Origin of the sequence: Kitasatospora sp. NPDC004745 (assembly GCF_042873275.1) — a bacterium.
Classification (GTDB): domain Bacteria; phylum Actinomycetota; class Actinomycetes; order Streptomycetales; family Streptomycetaceae; genus Kitasatospora.
On sequence record NZ_JBIALK010000041.1, the window covers coordinates 1 to 14,908 of the forward strand.

The following is a 14,908-nucleotide window of genomic DNA, read 5'->3' on the forward strand; positions in this document are numbered from 1 at the left end:
GGGGGCCACCTGTGGTCCCCCGGGGCCGGGCCCCGGCGGCCCCCCCCCCCCCCCCGGCCGCCCCGCCCCCCCCCCCCCCGCCCGCCCCCCCCCCCGGGCGGGCCCCCCCCCCCCCCCCGGGGGGGGCCCCGGCCGCCGTACGTCCTCCCCGACGGGTCAGCAGATGCGCGGCAGCTGCTCGCCCATCGGGAGGTCGACCACGCGGGTGCCGCCGAACCCGGTGCGGGCCACGACCATGCCCGGGTGCTCGGTGACGCACTCGCCGATCACGGCGGCGCCGGCGCCGAGCGGGTGGGCGCGCATGGCGTCGAGGACGGCGTCGGCCTCCCGGCGCGGGACGAAGGCGACGAGCTTGCCCTCGTTGGCGACGTACATCGGGTCGAGGCCCAGCACGGCGCAGGCGTTGGCGACCTGGGGCGGCACGGGGACGGCCCGTTCGCTGATGACGACGCCGACCCCGGCCGCCGCGGCGATCTCGTTGAGCGCAGCGGCCAGCCCGCCCCGGGTGGGGTCGCGCAGGACGTGCAGGTCGGGGGTGACGGCCAGCATCGCCTCGACCAGTCCGCCGAGGGGCGCGCAGTCGCTCTGGATCTCGACCCCGAACTCGAGGCCCTCGCGGACGCTCATGATGGCCACCCCGTGCAGTCCGATCGCACCGCTGACGATCACCACGTCGCCCGGGGCGGCCCGTTGCGGCCGGATGTCCACCCCGGCCGGGACGAGGCCGATGCCGGCGGTGTTGAGGTAGATCCCGTCGCCGTGCCCGGACTCGACCACCTTGGTGTCCCCGGTGGCCACCTCGACCCCGGCGGCGCGGGCGGCGGCGCCGAGCGCCCTGGCGACCCGGTCGACCACCGCCATCTCGACCCCCTCCTCCAGGATGAACCCGCAGGACAGGTAGGCCGGCCGGGCCCCGCTCATGGCGAGGTCGTTGACGGTCCCGTTGACGGCGAGGTCGCCGATGCTGCCGCCGGGGAAGAACAGCGGGCGCACGACGTAGGAGTCGGTGGAGAAGGCGAGCCGGGCGCCGCCGAGGTCCAGGACGGCGGAGTCGCCGAGGCCGGCGAGGGCGGGCCCGCCGAACGCGGGCGCGAAGAGGTTCTCCACGAGTTCGGCGGACATCGCCCCGCCGCCGCCGTGTCCCATCACGACCCGGGGGTGGTCGCGCAGCGGCAGCGGGCAGCTCCAGCCGGAGAGGTCGGGGGCGGCCGCGGCCCGGGCGTCCGCCCCGGTGAGGGTCTCGGTGTCAGCCAACGGGGCTCGCCTCCTGGGGTGCGGCCGGCACGCCCAGGCGCCGGTAGAGGTAGTACGCGGCGCAGGCGCCCTCGCTGGAGACCATGGTGGCGCCGAGCGGGGTGCGCGGGGTGCAGGTGGTGCCGAAGGCCTCGCACTCGTGGGGTTTGAGCAGGCCCTGGAGCACCTCGCCACTGCGGCACTGGGCGGGTTCGCGGGTGGTGATCCCGGAGACGTCGAAGCGGTGCTCGGCGTCGTGGTCGCGGTAGCGGGGGGAGAGCCGCCAGCCGCTCTGCGGGATGACGCCGATGCCCCGCCAGGCGCGGTCGGTCACCTCGAAGACGTCCTCGAGCATGGCCCGGGCCGCCGGGTTGCCCTCGGGCCGTACGGCGCGCGGATAGGCGTTGTCGACGGTGTGCTCGCCGCGCTCCAGCTGCCGGACGGTGCGCCGGATGCCCTCCAGGATGTCGAGGGGTTCGAAGCCGGTGACGACGATGGGCACGCGGTGGCGTTCCGCCAGCGCCGGGTACTCGTCGGTGCCCATCACGCTGCAGACGTGTCCGGCGGCGAGGAACCCCTGCACCCGGCAGTCGGGCGAGTTCATGATCGCCTCGATCGCCGGGGGCACCCGGACGTGCGAGACGAGCATGCTGAAGTTGCGCAGCCCCTGCTTCCGGGCCACGTGGACGGCCATGGCGTTGGGCGGGGCGGTGGTCTCGAAGCCGATGCCGAAGAAGACGACCTCCCGGTCGGGGTTCTCCCGGGCGATCCGCAGTGCGTCGAGCGGTGAGTACACCACCCGGACGTCGCCGCCCTCGCCGCGCACCCGGAAGAGGTCGCGGTCGGTGCCGGGCACCCGCAGCATGTCGCCGAAGGAGCAGAAGACGACCTCGGGGCGGGCGGCGATGGCCAGCGCCCGGTCGATCACCTCCAGCGGGGTGACGCACACCGGGCAGCCCGGGCCGTGGATCAACTCGACCTCATCCGGCAGGAGTTGGTCGATTGCGTGCCGGATGATGCTGTGCGTCTGGCCGCCGCACACCTCCATCAGGGCCCACGGCCGGGTGACCGTGGCCCGGATGTCGGCGAGCAGGCCGGCCGCCAGCTCGGGGTTCTGGAACTCCTCCAGGTACTTCATCGCCCGGCCTCCTCCGCCGCTCCCGCCGCCTCCCAGGGGTCTCCGAACTCCTCCTGCAGCAGCCCGAGTTCCTCGAACAGCTGCAGGGTGCGCCGGGCCGACTCCTCGTCCAGGCGCTGCAGCGCGAAGCCGACGTGCACGATCGCGTACTCGCCGACCCCGAGGTCGGGCAGGTACTCCAGGCACACGTCCTTGACGACCCCGCCGAAGTCCATGACCGCCATCCTGGTCCCGTCGCGTTCCGAGACCTCCGTCACCCTGCCGGGCACCGCCAGGCACATCCGCACTCACTCCTCCCGGGCGGCCGCCGCGCGGGCGGCCACCATCAGCTGGCCGAGCGCCAGTCCTCCGTCGTTGGGCGGCACCCGGCGGTGCCGCAGTACGGTGAAGCCGTCCTCGCCGAGGCCGCGGGCGCAGGCCGAGGAGAGCAGCGCGTTGGCGAAGACGCCGCCGCTGAGCGCCACCGTGGTCGTGCCGTGCCGGTCGCGGACGGCCGCGCAGACCGTCCGCGCCAACCGGGCGACCGCGTCGTGGAAGCGCGCGGCCACCAGTCCGGCGGGCGCGCCGGCGCGGACGTCCGCCACCACCGTGGCCAGGACCGGTCCGGGGTCGGCGATCCAGCCCCCGGCCTCCGGCCGCAGCCCGAAGGCGTAGCCGGGCGCCCGGCCGAACTCCGCGGCCGCCGCCTCCAGTTCGATCGCCGCCTGGGCCTCGTACCCGGCCCGGTGGCAGATCCCCGCGAGCGAGGAGACCGCGTCGAACAGGCGGCCCATGCTGGAGGTCGGCACGCAGTTCAGGTTGCGCTCCAACTGCTTTTCGAGCAGCGCGAGTTCATTGCCCTGGCAGGCCTCCACCGGCGGCAGTCCGGAGCTCCGCGGCAGCCCGGCGGCGTACAGGTGCGCGAGCGCCGTCCGGTACGGGCGCTCGACCGCCGCGTCACCGCCGGGCAGCGGCACGTAGGCGAGGTGGGCCAGGCGTCGGAAGCCGGCGTAGTCGGCCAACAGCACCTCGCCGCCCCAGACCGCACCGTCCTCGCCGTAGCCGGTGCCGTCGAAGGCCAGGCCGAGGACGGGGCGCCGGCCGTCCAGGCCGTGCTCGGCCATCACCGCGGCGACGTGGGCGTGGTGGTGCTGCACCCGCCGGACGGGCCGGCCGGCGGCGACGCGTCCGGCGTGCCGCACGGAGCGGTACCCCGGGTGCCGGTCGGTGACCAGCAGCTCGGGCCGCACTCCGCTGACCGTTCCGAGCTGGGCGACGGCGCGGTCGAAGGCGCGCAGGGTGGCCAGGTCGTCCATGTCCCCGATGTGGCCGGAGAGCCAGGCGTAGCCGTCGCGGGCGAGGGCGAAGACGTTCTTGAGGTCGCCGCCGACGGCCAGGGCCGGACGGACCGGCACCGGCAGCGGGATCGGCAGCGGCGCGTACCCGCGGGAGCGGCGCAGCGGCAGCAGCTCACCGTCGACGACCCGCACCACCGAGTCCTCGCAGGGGACGTGGATCGGCCGGTCGTGGGTGAGCCAGCCGTCGACGAGCGGGGCGAGGTCGGTCAGCGCCCGTCCGTCGTCGGTGACGATGGGCTCGCCGGAGAGGTTGGCGCTGGTCATCACCAGGAGGTCCGGTCCGGGCGGGGCGAGCAGCAGGTGGTGCAGCGGCGTGTAGGGGAGCATCACCCCGAGGTCCGGGCTGCCCGGGGCGACCGCCGCGAGGCCGGGCAGCGGTGTGCCGGTGCGGCGCAGCAGCACGATCGGCCGCACCGGCCCGGTGAGCAGCTCGCGTTCGACCGGGTGGAGCGGCAGCAGGCGCTCGACGGTGGCGAGGTCGCGGGCCATCAGGGCGAACGGCTTGTCGCCGCGCCGCTTGCGCCGCCGCAGCAGGGCGACGGCCTCGGCGTCGCGCGCGTCGCAGGCCAGGTGGTAGCCGCCGATCCCCTTGACGGCGAGGACGGCCCCGGCGCCGAGCAGCTGGCGCGCCCCGCCGAGCGCCTCCTCCCCGGTCAGGTCGTCGCTCCCGGGCACGGTGAGCGTGAGCCGGGGGCCGCAGGCGTGGCAGGCCACCGGCTGGGCGTGGAAGCGGCGGTCGGCGGGGTCGGTGTACTCCCGGGCGCAGTCGGGGCACATCGGGAAGCCGGCCATGGTGGTGCCGGCCCGGTCGTAGGGCAGGCCGGTGACGATGGTGTGGCGGGGCCCGCAGTTGGTGCAGCTGATGAACGGGTGCCGGTGGCGGCGGTCGGCCGGGTCGGCGAGTTCGGCCAGGCAGTCGGCGCAAACGGCCACGTCGGGCGGGATGAGGGTGGTGCTGGGGCCGTCGGTGCGGGACGGGACGATGGCGAAGCCGGTGGCGCCGGTGGGGGCCAGCGGCGCGGACTCCACCGAGGCGACCTGGGCCAGCGGCGGCGCGTCGCTGGCCACCCGCCGGCAGAAGGCGTCGAGGGCCGCGGGGCTGCCCTCGACCTCGGCCAGGACGCCCTCACCGGTGTTGGTGACGCTGCCGGCCAGGCCGAGCTCCCCGGCGAGGGTGAAGACGAAGGGCCGGAAGCCGACGCCCTGCACCAGGCCCCGGACGGCGACCCGCCGCCGCTCGGGGCCGAGCTCCCGGTGACCGGTCGTCACGCGCTCTCCCGCACCGCGGCGGTCGCGTCCCGGCGCTCCCCGTCCTGGTCCTGGTGCGGATGCCCGTGGTCGTGCGCATGCCCGTGGTCGTGCGGGTGCGCATGCCCGTGCCCGTGCCCGGATCCGGCGTGGTCGGCCGCCATCACCGGCCGGTGCGGCGCGGCCCCGTCCAGGACGGCCAGCGCCCGGTCCAGCAGCACACCGACGCCCTGGCCGCGCCGGGCCGAGGTGAGGACGACCTCCACCCCGGGGTTGACCCGGGCGACGTTCGCCCGGAACGCCGCCTCGTCGAACTCGGCCGCCGCGGCGAGGTCGGCCTTGGTCACCAGCACCAGGTTGGCCAGCCCGAACGCGGTCGGGTACTTGAGCGGCTTGTCCTCGCCCTCGGTCACCGAGGCGAGCGCCACCCGCAGCGATTCCCCGAGGTCGTAGGAGGCCGGGCAGACCAGGTTGCCGACGTTCTCCACGAAGAGCAGCCGGGTGTCGTCCGGCAGCCAGTCGGCGAGGTGCCCGGCGAGCATCTCCGCCTCCAGGTGGCAGAGCCCGTCGGTGAGCACCTGCTTCACCAGCGCGCCCGAACGGGCCAGCCGCAGCGCGTCGTTCTCGGTGGCGAGGTCCGCGGTGAGCGCGGCCACCGGCACCCCGCGCCGCCGGGCCAGGCCCAGTTCGGCCTCCAGCAGCGCGGTCTTGCCGCTGCCGGGGCTGGACATCAGGTTCACCGCGACCGTGCCGCGGGCGGCCAGGGCCGCCCGCAGCTCCCGTGCGCTGCCGTCGTTGCGGGCGAGGACCGCCTGACGGAGGTCGACCGTGCGGCACATCGGCATCAGCCTTTCTGATCGGCCTGGACGCCGGGGCGCTCGGCCCACTCGACGTCGAGGATCTGCAGCTCGCGCCCGGTCAGCAGCTCGACGCTGCCGCCGGCGCAGCTCGGGCAGCCGAGGTCCGGCGGCATGCCGACGGGCCACTCGACCGCGCAGGGCGTGCAGCGGGCGCGGGCCGCCACGGACTCGGTCTGCAGCACGGCGCCCGCCACCAGCGTTCCGGCGCAGGCCAGTTCGAAGCAGAAGTCGAGCGCCTGCGGGACGACGCCGGCCAGTTCGCCGACCTGCAGCCGCACCCGCGCCACGCCGGGCGCCCCGTGGTCGCGCGCGGCCGCGTTCACCTGTTCGACGACGGCGGCGGCGATCGACATCTCGTGCATGGGTCCCTTCCCACGGCCGGTGGCGGCGCGCGCCGACGGGCGACGGCCCCGGCACGACGACAGGCCCCATGACAGGGCTGCGACGACGGGCCCCATTACAGGGCGCGGTGGCGGTCCCGGCCCGAAGCCGCGCCGCCACCGCGCCCGGGGCTGCACCGTTCGCAGCAATCCGCGCCCGGCGCCCGCCCGCCGGAGCCCGTCCGGCAGGACCTGCCGGCGGGTGCTACATCCGCGAGATGCGCAGGTAGCGCTTGAGGTCGGGCAGGCTCTGCCAGACCAGCACGCCGATGCCGGCCAGCAGGCCCGCGCAGAACAGTCTTCTCAGCATGGTGTCGTCTCCCTCTCCGGTTGCGTGGCCTCGTCCAGGACCCGCAGGATCACGTGGACCGCCTCCTCGACGGCGGCGGTGACGGGGGCGCTCAGCCCGATGCCCTCCTCGAGCGACGCCGGCTCGCAGCCGACCACCAGCACCCGCCCGGGCGGTTCGCCACCGGTGCCGGCGGCGAGGGTGGCCAGCAGGCCGAGCACGGCGTCCGGCCCCATCCGGTGCCCGTCCAGGACCGGCACCTCCAGCGGCTCGGCGGCCGCCTCGATGAGGTAGACGGTGCCCGGCGGGCCGCCCCGGCAGGTGGCGTCGACCAGCACCGCGGTGCGGTACCCGTCCAGCAGCCGGTACGCCAGGTCGACCCCGCGCACGCCGACGTCGACCACCTCGACGCCCGGCGGCACCGGGTGGGCGGCGAGCCGGCGGACGGCCTCCACCCCGAACCCGTCGTCGCCGAGGAAGACGTTGCCCACGCCGGCGACCAGCACCGTCGCGCCGCTCACGGCTCCACCACCGGGGCGGGGCCGTCCAGCGGGGTGACCTCGTCGGGCTGGAAGTAGCGGAACCGCCCCTGCGCGCGCCACAGGTCCGCGCCCGGGTCGTCGTCCACCGTGACGGCCAGGTGCACCGAGCCGTCGACGTCGTGCAGCACGGCCTCCACGACGGCGCTGCGCCCGTGCAGGAAGAGGTCCTGGGCGTCGGTGCGCCGCCGCCCGGGCCGCAGCACCACCCGGCTGCCGGCGCCGACCGGCGTGCCGTCGACCATGACGCGGTCCTGCTCGGGGTCGACGTGCGGGTCGTTGCCCGGGTCCCACCAGGGCTGCTCGCCCGCGGCGGCTCCGCCGGTGACTTCGCGCAGCCCGCGCACGGCGCCGTGCAGCCGCTCCAGCACCTCGGGCGGCATGGACTCCGCCAGGTCGATCACGGCGCCGGCCCGCTCGTCGGTACCCCGCGCCTCGCGCTTCTCCTGGTCGGTGAGGGCCGCGGTCCGCAGGGCCAGGATCTCGTCGATCTCGGTGGCGTCGTAGAGGGTGCCGAGGCTCTCCGGGGCGATCTGCGGGTGGTCCTCGAGGATGATCGGCGAGGAGAGCAGCACCCGGCGCCCGCCGTCCGGCCCGGCCAGCACCGGCCAGGTGTGCTCGTTGCGGCACTTCTCGACGGCCGGGCGGGCCCACTCGGGCGGGTCGGTGACGGACAGGAAGCTGCCGTGCTCCAGCCCGAGCAGCAGGTGCGCGGAGACCAGCGAGCGGGGCAGCGCCTCCTCGCGGTCGGCGCCGCGGGGCGGCGTCCAGTCGGAGGTGTTCTCCACCACGACGGTCAGCCGCAGCGCCCGGAACGGCCCGGGCAGCTCCTCGGCGGTCACCCGGAGCAGGCCGTCGACCTGTTCGCGGCGGCGGGCCAGCCGGCCGACGGCGGTGCCGTTCTCGCGCACCAGCTCCAGTGCCGCGGTGGCCGGCAGCCGGAACGGTCGCATCACCCCCTGCCCAGTCAACTCCTTGACGTCGAGGAGGAGTTCGACCTTCTCCTCGACGCCCTCGTCCCACGGGACGAGCACCCGGTCGGCCAGTTCGAGGCGTTCCACCGGCTCGAAGCCGCCGATCGCGGCGGTCTGTTCGACGGTGCGGCGCTGGGCCCGCAGGAAGCGCAGTTCGACCGCCAGCCGGTCGTCGTCGCCGCGCGGCTCCAGCAGGCACTCGGTGCGCTGGTGGGAGTGCTCGCCGCCGCGCGCGCCGTACTCGGGCGGGACGAGCACGCCGAACTGCCAGCGCAGTCGGTTCTTGGCGGCCGAGGCGCGGTACGGGTAGAGCACGTAGCCCTCGAGCAGCACCGCGTCGGCGATCTGCCGGGCGGTCGCGAAGCCCTGCTCGATCCCGCTCGGGAAGGCGCTCACCGGACTCCCTCCTTCACGATGTCGTCGACGGTCGTCCCCCCGGCCGCGGTGAGCAGCTCGCGCACCGTCGCCTCCCAGGAGGGCAGGGCCCGTCGGGAGCGGTACGCGAGGAGGGCGTCCATCAGGTCGTTCGGCAGCCGCAGCCAGCCGCAGCCGGGGAAGTGCTGGTCGACGGCCTCGCGCCAGACCCGCACCGGCATCCGGACGGAGGCCTCCCGGTCCCAGGGCACCGGGGTGACCTGGAAGCCGCCGGGGCCGCTGAAGGCGGTGCCGGAGAAGAGCAGCAGCAGCGGCACCTCGCCGCCGTCCAGGGCCCGGAAGTAGCGGGCGGAGGCGACCTCCAGGTCGTAGCTGCACGGGACGGGCAGGTCGACCTCGGTCTCCTCGGTGAAGCCGGGGACCATCAGCGGCACGGTGGCGAGCTGGATCGGGTTGAGCGTGGTCGCCCAGCGCTCCCGCTCGCCGAACAGGTCGGCCAGCCGCTCGCCCTCCGCCTCGCCGTACGGCCGGCGCCCGGGTTCGATGCGCAGCTGGCAGCGCAGCGCGAGGGCGTGCACCCGGGTGCCGGGGGCGGCGGTGATCCGCAGCCGGAACACCAGGGTCGGCACGGCCGCGTACGGGTCGGAGCGCACCGCGGTGCAGCCGAAACCGAGGGCGCTCACGCCGTCACCTCCGCGGGCAGCGGGCGGGCCCGGGCGGCCAGCCGCGCGAAGAAGGCGTCGAGTTCGGCGCGGGCCTCCGGTCCGCCGTCGAAGCCGTGCCAGCACCGGCGCAGCCGGCCGACGAGCTCGTAGCAGGCGTCGATCGGCACCAGCAGGCAGCTGACCCGGTCGGCCTCGCGGTGCAGCAGCAGCGCCTCGACGTCCGGTGCCAGGGCGGCCGCCAGCCGGCTGCTGCCGAGGGCGGCGCTCCAGGCCTCCTCGGTCAGTTCGCTCTCGGTGGCGCCGGCCGGCCCGGGGTAGCAGGCGACCGGCCGGCCCAGCGCGGTGTTGCGGAACAGGAACGCGGTGCCGACCGGGATCCCCAGCGCCGTCCAGGCCCGCTCGTCCAGCCGGGTGTCCGGGTCGCTGAGGTGGCGGTCCGGCACCGCGAGGTAGCGCCCGGCGGCGGCGCCCGGCTGCTGGAACAGCAGGCCGCAGGCGGTGCAGGCGCAGGTCAGCGCGCGCTGTTCGGTGTCCACCAGGTGGCGGTGGCCGGGTGGCAGGCCCTGGCCGCAGAACCCGCACCGCTCGGGCAGCGGCGGGGCCGGCTCGCGCAGCCGGCGCAGCAGGGCGCTGCCGGCCCGGGGCAGCGGACGGCCGGTCATCGGGCCTCCGCGGCCAGGGGCGGCCGGGTGCCGATCTGCAGCAGCTGCGGGGCCCGTTCCAGCTCCAGGGACGTCACCTCGGGGGCGTGGCAGGCGAGCGCGGCCTCCACCTCCGCCTCGCCGCAACCGCAGCCGGAGGCGGTCCGGCGCAGCCGCAGCGTGCCGGCGGCCGGCTCGAACCCGAGCACCTCGAGGGGTTCGGGCAGGGAGTCGAGCGCCCGGCGGATCCGGGTGTCCACGTCCTCGGGGTGCAGCTCGTGCAGGATCAGCAGCCCGGCCACCGCCGGGTCGTCCAGCAGCCGGGACAGGGCGGGCGGGGGCAGTTCGGGGACGAGCCGGGCCAGGCCCTCGCCGTAGAACTCCATCAGCTCGCGGACCAGCTGCTCGCCCGCCTGTTCGGCGCCGCTGCCGGCCAGTGCGTCCAGGGCCTCCTGGATCCGCAGCCCGGTCTGCTCGGCCGTCACGCGGTCAGCCCGCTCAGGCCGGTGGGCACGTGCATGGTCTGCAGGGTGCGCCCGTTGCCGACGTACATGTGCACGCCGCAGGGCAGACAGGGGTCGAAGCTGCGCACGGCGCGCATGATGTCGATGCCCTTGAAGTTCTCCGGGCTGTTCTCCTCGAAGATCGGGGTGTTCTGCACCGCGTCCTCGTACGGGCCGGGGGTGCCGAAGCTGTCGCGGACGCTGGCGTTCCACGGGGTCGGCGGGTAGGGGTGGTAGTTGGCGATCTTGCCGTCGCGGATCACCATGTGGTGCGAGAGCACGCCGCGCACGGCCTCGGTGAAGCCGCAGCCGATCGACTCGTCCGGCACCTCGAAGCGCTCCCAGGTCTGGCTGCGTCCGGCCCGGACCTCGGCCAGCGCCTTCTCGGCGAAGTGCAGGGCGGCGGCGGCCGCGTAGGCCTGGAAGTAGGTGCGGGCGCGGTTGCGCTCGATGGCGTTGCTCCACTGCGGGATCTTCCACTCGAAGGTGGTCTCCGGCTTGGTCATGGAGCGGGGGAGGTTGATCACCACGCTGTGCCCGGTGGCCTTGACGTAGCCGATGTCGACCAGGCCGGAGAGCGCGGTGGACCACAGCCGGGCGATCGGGCCGCCGCCGGTGTCCAGGGCGAGGTAGTCGGTGCCGTCGAACCAGCGGGGGGACATCACCCAGCTGTACTTGTCGTCGAAGTTCCGCTTCTGCGGCTGGGGGATGGTGTGCTGGTTCCACGGGTGCCGGGGGTCGACCGGGTTGCCCAGCGGGTCGTGGGTGACGAAGAGCTCCTTGCCCTGCCAGTCCTCGTAGTAGGAGCTGCCGAGCAGGATCCGGATGCCGAGGTTGATCTGGGTCAGGTCGTTGGTGACGAGCTTGCCGTCGACGACCACGCCGGGGGTGACGAACATCCGGCGCCCCCAGTCCGTCATGTTCCGGTACGTGAAGTCGCAGTGGTCCGGGTCGTTGAGGCTGCCCCAGCAGCCGAGCAGGACCCGCCGCCGGCCGACCTCCTCGTAGCCGGGCAGCGCCTGGTAGAAGAAGTCGAAGAGGTCGTCGTGCAGCGGCACGACCTTCTTCATGAACTCCACGTAGCGCATCAGCCGGGTGAGGTAGTCGGTGAACAGCTGCACCGTCGCCACCGTGCCGACGCCGCCCGGGTAGAGCGTGGAGGGGTGCACGTGGCGGCCCTCCATCAGGCAGAACATCTCCCGGGTGTACCGGCTGACCTGCAGCGCCTCGCGGTAGAACTCGCCCTCGATCGGGTTGAGCGAGCGCATGATGTCGGCGATGGTCTTGTACCCGTGGTCGCCGGCGTGCGGCGCCTCGGTGCGTTCGGCGAGCTCCAGGACGCCGGGGTTGGTCTCGCGGACCATCTTCTCGCAGTAGTCGACCCCGACCAGGTTCTCCTGGAAGATGTTGTGGTCGAACATGTACTCGGCGGCCTCGCCGAGGTTGATGATCCACTCGCCGAGGTGCGGGGGCTTCACGCCGTACGCCATGTTCTGGGCGTAGACCGAGCAGGTGGCGTGGTTGTCGCCGCAGATCCCGCAGATCCGGCTGGTGATGAAGTGCGCGTCGCGCGGGTCCTTGCCGCGCATGAAGACGCTGTAGCCGCGGAAGACGGAGGAGGTGCTGTAGCACTCCGCGACCCGCTTCTGCTTGAAGTCGATCTTGGTGTGGATGCCCAGGCTGCCCACGATCCGGGTGATCGGGTCCCAGGACATCTCGGTCAGGCCGCTGCCGTCGCCGGCCGCCTTGGTCGTCGGTGCCATCGTGTGTGTGGTGCCCTTCTCTGCGAGCGGGGGAGGTGGTCGGCGGCGACGGGCCGCACGCCCGTGGGCGTGCGGCCCCCGGGCGTCACCAGGGCGGTCGGTAACCGGTGGTCAGCCGATTGCCCCGGTGCCGCCACTTCGGCTCCTTGTCGACGGTCTTCTGGGTGATCTCGCGCAGCCGGCGGATGACGGCCCCGTAGGCGGAGCTGGCGCCGGTGGAGACCCGCGAACCGGGCGGCGGGTCCATGAACGGCATGAACTTGTCCGGGAAGCCCGGCATCGTGCAGGCGATGCAGATGCCGCCCACGTTGGGGCAGCCGCCCACGCCGTTGATCCAGCCGCGCTTGGCGACGTTGCACTTGACGACCGGGCCCCAGCAGCCGAGCCGCACCAGGCACTCGGGCGTGCCGTAGTCGGTGGCGAACTGGCCCTGCTCGTAGTAGCCGCCGCGGTCGCAGCCCTCGTGGACGGTGGCGCCGAACAGCCAGGTCGGCCGCAGCTTGTCGTCCAGCGGGATCATCGGCGCGGAGCCGGCCAGCTGGTACAGCAGGTAGGTGAGCGTCTCGGAGAAGTTGTCGGGCTGGATCGGACAGCCCGGCACGCAGACGATCGGCAGACCGGCCTTGGACTTCCAGTCCCAGCCGAGGTAGTCCGGCACGCCCATGGCGCCGGTCGGGTTGCCGGCCATCGCGTGGATGCCGCCGTACGTGGCGCAGGTGCCGATCGCCACCACGCCGGTCGCCTTGGGGGCGAGGCGGTCCAGCCACTCACTGGTGGTGATGGGCTGGCCGGTCGCGGGGTCGTCGCCGAACCCGCACCAGTATCCCTCCTTCTTGATCTTCTCGTTGGGGATCGACCCCTCGACGACCAGGACGAACGGGTCCAGCTCGCCGCGGTCGGCCTTGAAGAACCACTCGACGAAGTTGTCGGCGCCCTGGACGGGGCCGCACTCGAAGTCGATCAGCGGCCAGTGCACCGCGATCCTGGGCAGGCCGGGGAGCGCGCCGGTGACGATCTCCTCGATGCTCGGCTGCATCGCGGCGGTCAGCGAGACGGAGTCGCCGTCACAGCTGAGACCGGCGTTGATCCAGAGAATGTGCACCACGTCGGTGTCGGTACTTGCAGCACCCATGAGGATGCCTCCTCGGGGATGGGAGCCGGAGGAAATGGCTCGAAGCCAGTCATAGCAACGGTTCGCGGCGCCCGCCGGTCCGCACGGCCGGGAGGGGCGCCCCGCGGGCGCAAGCCGGCCGGGGCCGTTCGGGTCACCGTGGCGCCGCGGACCGGGCCGTCGCGGGCCGCTTGCGGACGAACGCGGACCGCAGCGCGTGGTACGGCTCTTCGGGGGAGAAGAACTGCTGCCGCATCACCGCCAGCTCCTCCTCCCGGTACGCGGCGAGCGGCCTGGCCAGCTCGTCGCGCTCGCGGGCGGCCTTCTTGGCGGCGATCCGCTGCTGGGCGGTCGGCGAGGCCGCGAGCAGCCCCGCCAGCCGGGCCGCGGCCGGCCCGAACTCCTGCGGCCCGCAGGGCAGCACCCGGTCGACCAGGCCGATCCGCTGCGCCGTCGCCGACGACACCGGCAGCGCCTGCGCCGTGAGCCGCTCCGCCTCGGCCGCCCCGACCCGGCGCGGCAGCGAGTACGTCCAGTACTCCGAGCCGTACAGGCCCATCAGCCGGTAGTGCGGGTTGAGCACCGCGCCCCGGCGGCACCAGACCTCGTCCGCGGCGAGCGCCAGCATCACCCCGCCGGCCGCCGCGTTCCCGCCCAGCGCCGCGACCACCAGCCGGTCGGTGGTGGTGAGCACCTCGGCGACGAGGTCGTCCATCGCCGTGATGTTCGCCCAGGACTCGCCCGCCGGATCCGGCGCCGCCTCGATCACGTTCAGGTGGATGCCGTTGGAGAAGAAGTCCCGCCCGCCGCCGAGCACCACGACCGAGGTCGGCCGGCCCAGCGCGAAGCGGTAGGCCGACAGCAGCCGCCGGCACTGCTCCGTGGACATCGCGCCGCCCGGGAAGGAGAACTGCAGGAAGCCGACCGGGCCCTCCTCGCGGTAGCGGACGTCCGCCCACTCCGGGCGCCCGTCCTCCGCCGGCATCAGCGCCGCCGAGAACTCCGGCACCCGGGGCAGCCACGGGCCCAGCGCCGTGACCGCCGGCAGCCGGAAGGTCTCCGGGCCGCCCGGGGCGCGGCGCCGGCGCAGCTCGGGGATCCACACCGCGCCGTCCGAGGTCGCCCGGCAGACCGCGCCGTCCCGGGTGGCCAGCACGTCACCCGGGCGGCCGCGCAGGCCCGGCTCGGAGTGCCCGCCGTGCAGGTACCACTCGCCGCCGCAGAACGCGTCCAGCACACCGGGCTGGGAGTCGGCCGCGTGCAGGCGGCGCAGCACCTCCTCGGTGGAGTGGCCGGCCCAGTCGATCCGCCGCTCCTCCTGGCGCAGGAACGGGCGGGTGCGCACCGCCACCCGCCAGTCCGGGCCGTGCTGCGGACGCGGCGCGTAGTCGCCGGAGGCGAGGCGCTCGACGGCGAGCAGGACCGCGCGCACGGCCGCGTCGGAGACCTCGTTGCGGTAGAGGTCGCCCTTGCCGAGACCGGGCACGAGGCGGCACGGGGCCCAGGCCCAGACCGGCCCGGCGTCCATCTCCTCCTCCGCCTGCAACACCGTCACGCCCCACTCGGTGACGCCCTCCTGGACGGCCCGGTCGAGCGAGGAGGGGCCGCGGTCGCCCGGCGGACCGGGATGGACCACCAGGCAGGGCACCGCCGACCAGACGTCCCGGGGAATCGCGCTGCGCAGCATCGGTGCCAGCACGCAGTCCGGCTCCAGACGGCGCACGTCCTCCCGCAGCGCGGCGTCGTCCCCGGCCAGCCGGACCTCCACGGTGTGCCGCAGGTCGCGCAGCTCGGCGTGAACCCGCTGGCTGAGGCTGTTGAACGCGCTGGCGAGGAGCAGGATCCGCATGCC

15 protein-coding genes are annotated in these 14,908 nt (G+C 74.7%); all 15 read right to left on the reverse strand.

The genetic code is table 11. The features are described 5' to 3' along the window. Nucleotides 1-156: 156 nt before the first annotated feature. Nucleotides 157-1,254: a hydrogenase expression/formation protein HypE gene (gene hypE, locus ACFYUY_RS37690; RefSeq protein WP_360219982.1), complete on the reverse strand. Its 1,098-nt coding sequence runs from the start codon at nucleotides 1,252-1,254 to the stop codon at nucleotides 157-159. Continuing rightward, nucleotides 1,247-2,371 (reverse strand): hydrogenase formation protein HypD, encoded by a 1,125-nt coding sequence (gene hypD, locus ACFYUY_RS37695; RefSeq protein WP_360219979.1) that lies wholly within the window; start codon nucleotides 2,369-2,371, stop codon nucleotides 1,247-1,249. The genes hypE and hypD overlap by 8 nt, the downstream gene beginning before the upstream one ends. Next, nucleotides 2,368-2,652 (reverse strand): HypC/HybG/HupF family hydrogenase formation chaperone, encoded by a 285-nt coding sequence (locus ACFYUY_RS37700; protein ID WP_360219977.1) that lies wholly within the window; start codon nucleotides 2,650-2,652, stop codon nucleotides 2,368-2,370. Before ACFYUY_RS37700 ends, hypD begins: the two co-directional genes overlap by 4 nt. Nucleotides 2,653-2,658: 6 nt before the next feature. Next, nucleotides 2,659-4,977 carry a carbamoyltransferase HypF gene (gene hypF / locus ACFYUY_RS37705; protein WP_387907684.1) on the reverse strand — a complete coding sequence of 773 codons (2,319 nt, stop codon included), beginning with the start codon at nucleotides 4,975-4,977 and terminating at the stop codon, nucleotides 2,659-2,661. Further along, nucleotides 4,974-5,795 carry a hydrogenase nickel incorporation protein HypB gene (gene hypB, locus ACFYUY_RS37710; protein ID WP_360219971.1) on the reverse strand — a complete coding sequence of 274 codons (822 nt, stop codon included), beginning with the start codon at nucleotides 5,793-5,795 and terminating at the stop codon, nucleotides 4,974-4,976. Before hypB ends, hypF begins: the two co-directional genes overlap by 4 nt. A 5-nt stretch (nucleotides 5,796-5,800) precedes the next feature. Then, on the reverse strand, nucleotides 5,801-6,178 hold the full coding sequence (gene hypA / locus ACFYUY_RS37715) for a hydrogenase maturation nickel metallochaperone HypA (RefSeq protein ID WP_387907687.1): 378 nt from the start codon (nucleotides 6,176-6,178) through the stop codon (nucleotides 5,801-5,803). Nucleotides 6,179-6,401: 223 nt separating this feature from the next. Next, complete coding sequence (locus ACFYUY_RS37720) at nucleotides 6,402-6,506, reverse strand: DUF6893 family small protein (RefSeq protein ID WP_387907690.1); 105 nt, start codon at nucleotides 6,504-6,506, stop codon at nucleotides 6,402-6,404. Beyond that, entirely contained in the window at nucleotides 6,500-7,006 is a 507-nt protein-coding gene (locus ACFYUY_RS37725) for a hydrogenase maturation protease (RefSeq protein ID WP_360219965.1), read from the reverse strand. The genes ACFYUY_RS37720 and ACFYUY_RS37725 overlap by 7 nt, the downstream gene beginning before the upstream one ends. After that, complete coding sequence (locus ACFYUY_RS37730; protein WP_387907693.1) at nucleotides 7,003-8,394, reverse strand: hypothetical protein; 1,392 nt, start codon at nucleotides 8,392-8,394, stop codon at nucleotides 7,003-7,005. The genes ACFYUY_RS37725 and ACFYUY_RS37730 overlap by 4 nt, the downstream gene beginning before the upstream one ends. Then, complete coding sequence (locus ACFYUY_RS37735) at nucleotides 8,391-9,056, reverse strand: DUF6084 family protein (protein ID WP_360219959.1); 666 nt, start codon at nucleotides 9,054-9,056, stop codon at nucleotides 8,391-8,393. Before ACFYUY_RS37735 ends, ACFYUY_RS37730 begins: the two co-directional genes overlap by 4 nt. Beyond that, nucleotides 9,053-9,700, reverse strand: a complete 648-nt coding sequence (locus tag ACFYUY_RS37740) for a DUF5947 family protein (protein WP_360219956.1) — start codon at nucleotides 9,698-9,700, stop codon at nucleotides 9,053-9,055. The genes ACFYUY_RS37735 and ACFYUY_RS37740 overlap by 4 nt, the downstream gene beginning before the upstream one ends. After that, complete coding sequence (locus tag ACFYUY_RS37745) at nucleotides 9,697-10,164, reverse strand: thioredoxin (RefSeq protein WP_360219953.1); 468 nt, start codon at nucleotides 10,162-10,164, stop codon at nucleotides 9,697-9,699. The genes ACFYUY_RS37740 and ACFYUY_RS37745 overlap by 4 nt, the downstream gene beginning before the upstream one ends. Further along, nucleotides 10,161-11,945, reverse strand: coding sequence for a nickel-dependent hydrogenase large subunit (locus ACFYUY_RS37750; protein ID WP_387907697.1), 1,785 nt, complete (start codon nucleotides 11,943-11,945; stop codon nucleotides 10,161-10,163). Before ACFYUY_RS37750 ends, ACFYUY_RS37745 begins: the two co-directional genes overlap by 4 nt. A gap of 85 nt (nucleotides 11,946-12,030) precedes the next feature. Continuing rightward, nucleotides 12,031-13,077 carry a hydrogenase expression protein HypE gene (locus ACFYUY_RS37755; RefSeq protein WP_360219947.1) on the reverse strand — a complete coding sequence of 349 codons (1,047 nt, stop codon included), beginning with the start codon at nucleotides 13,075-13,077 and terminating at the stop codon, nucleotides 12,031-12,033. 133 nt (nucleotides 13,078-13,210) lie between these two features. Then, complete coding sequence (locus tag ACFYUY_RS37760; protein WP_387907700.1) at nucleotides 13,211-14,905, reverse strand: hydrogenase maturation protein; 1,695 nt, start codon at nucleotides 14,903-14,905, stop codon at nucleotides 13,211-13,213. Between the last annotated feature and the right edge of the window lie 3 nt (nucleotides 14,906-14,908).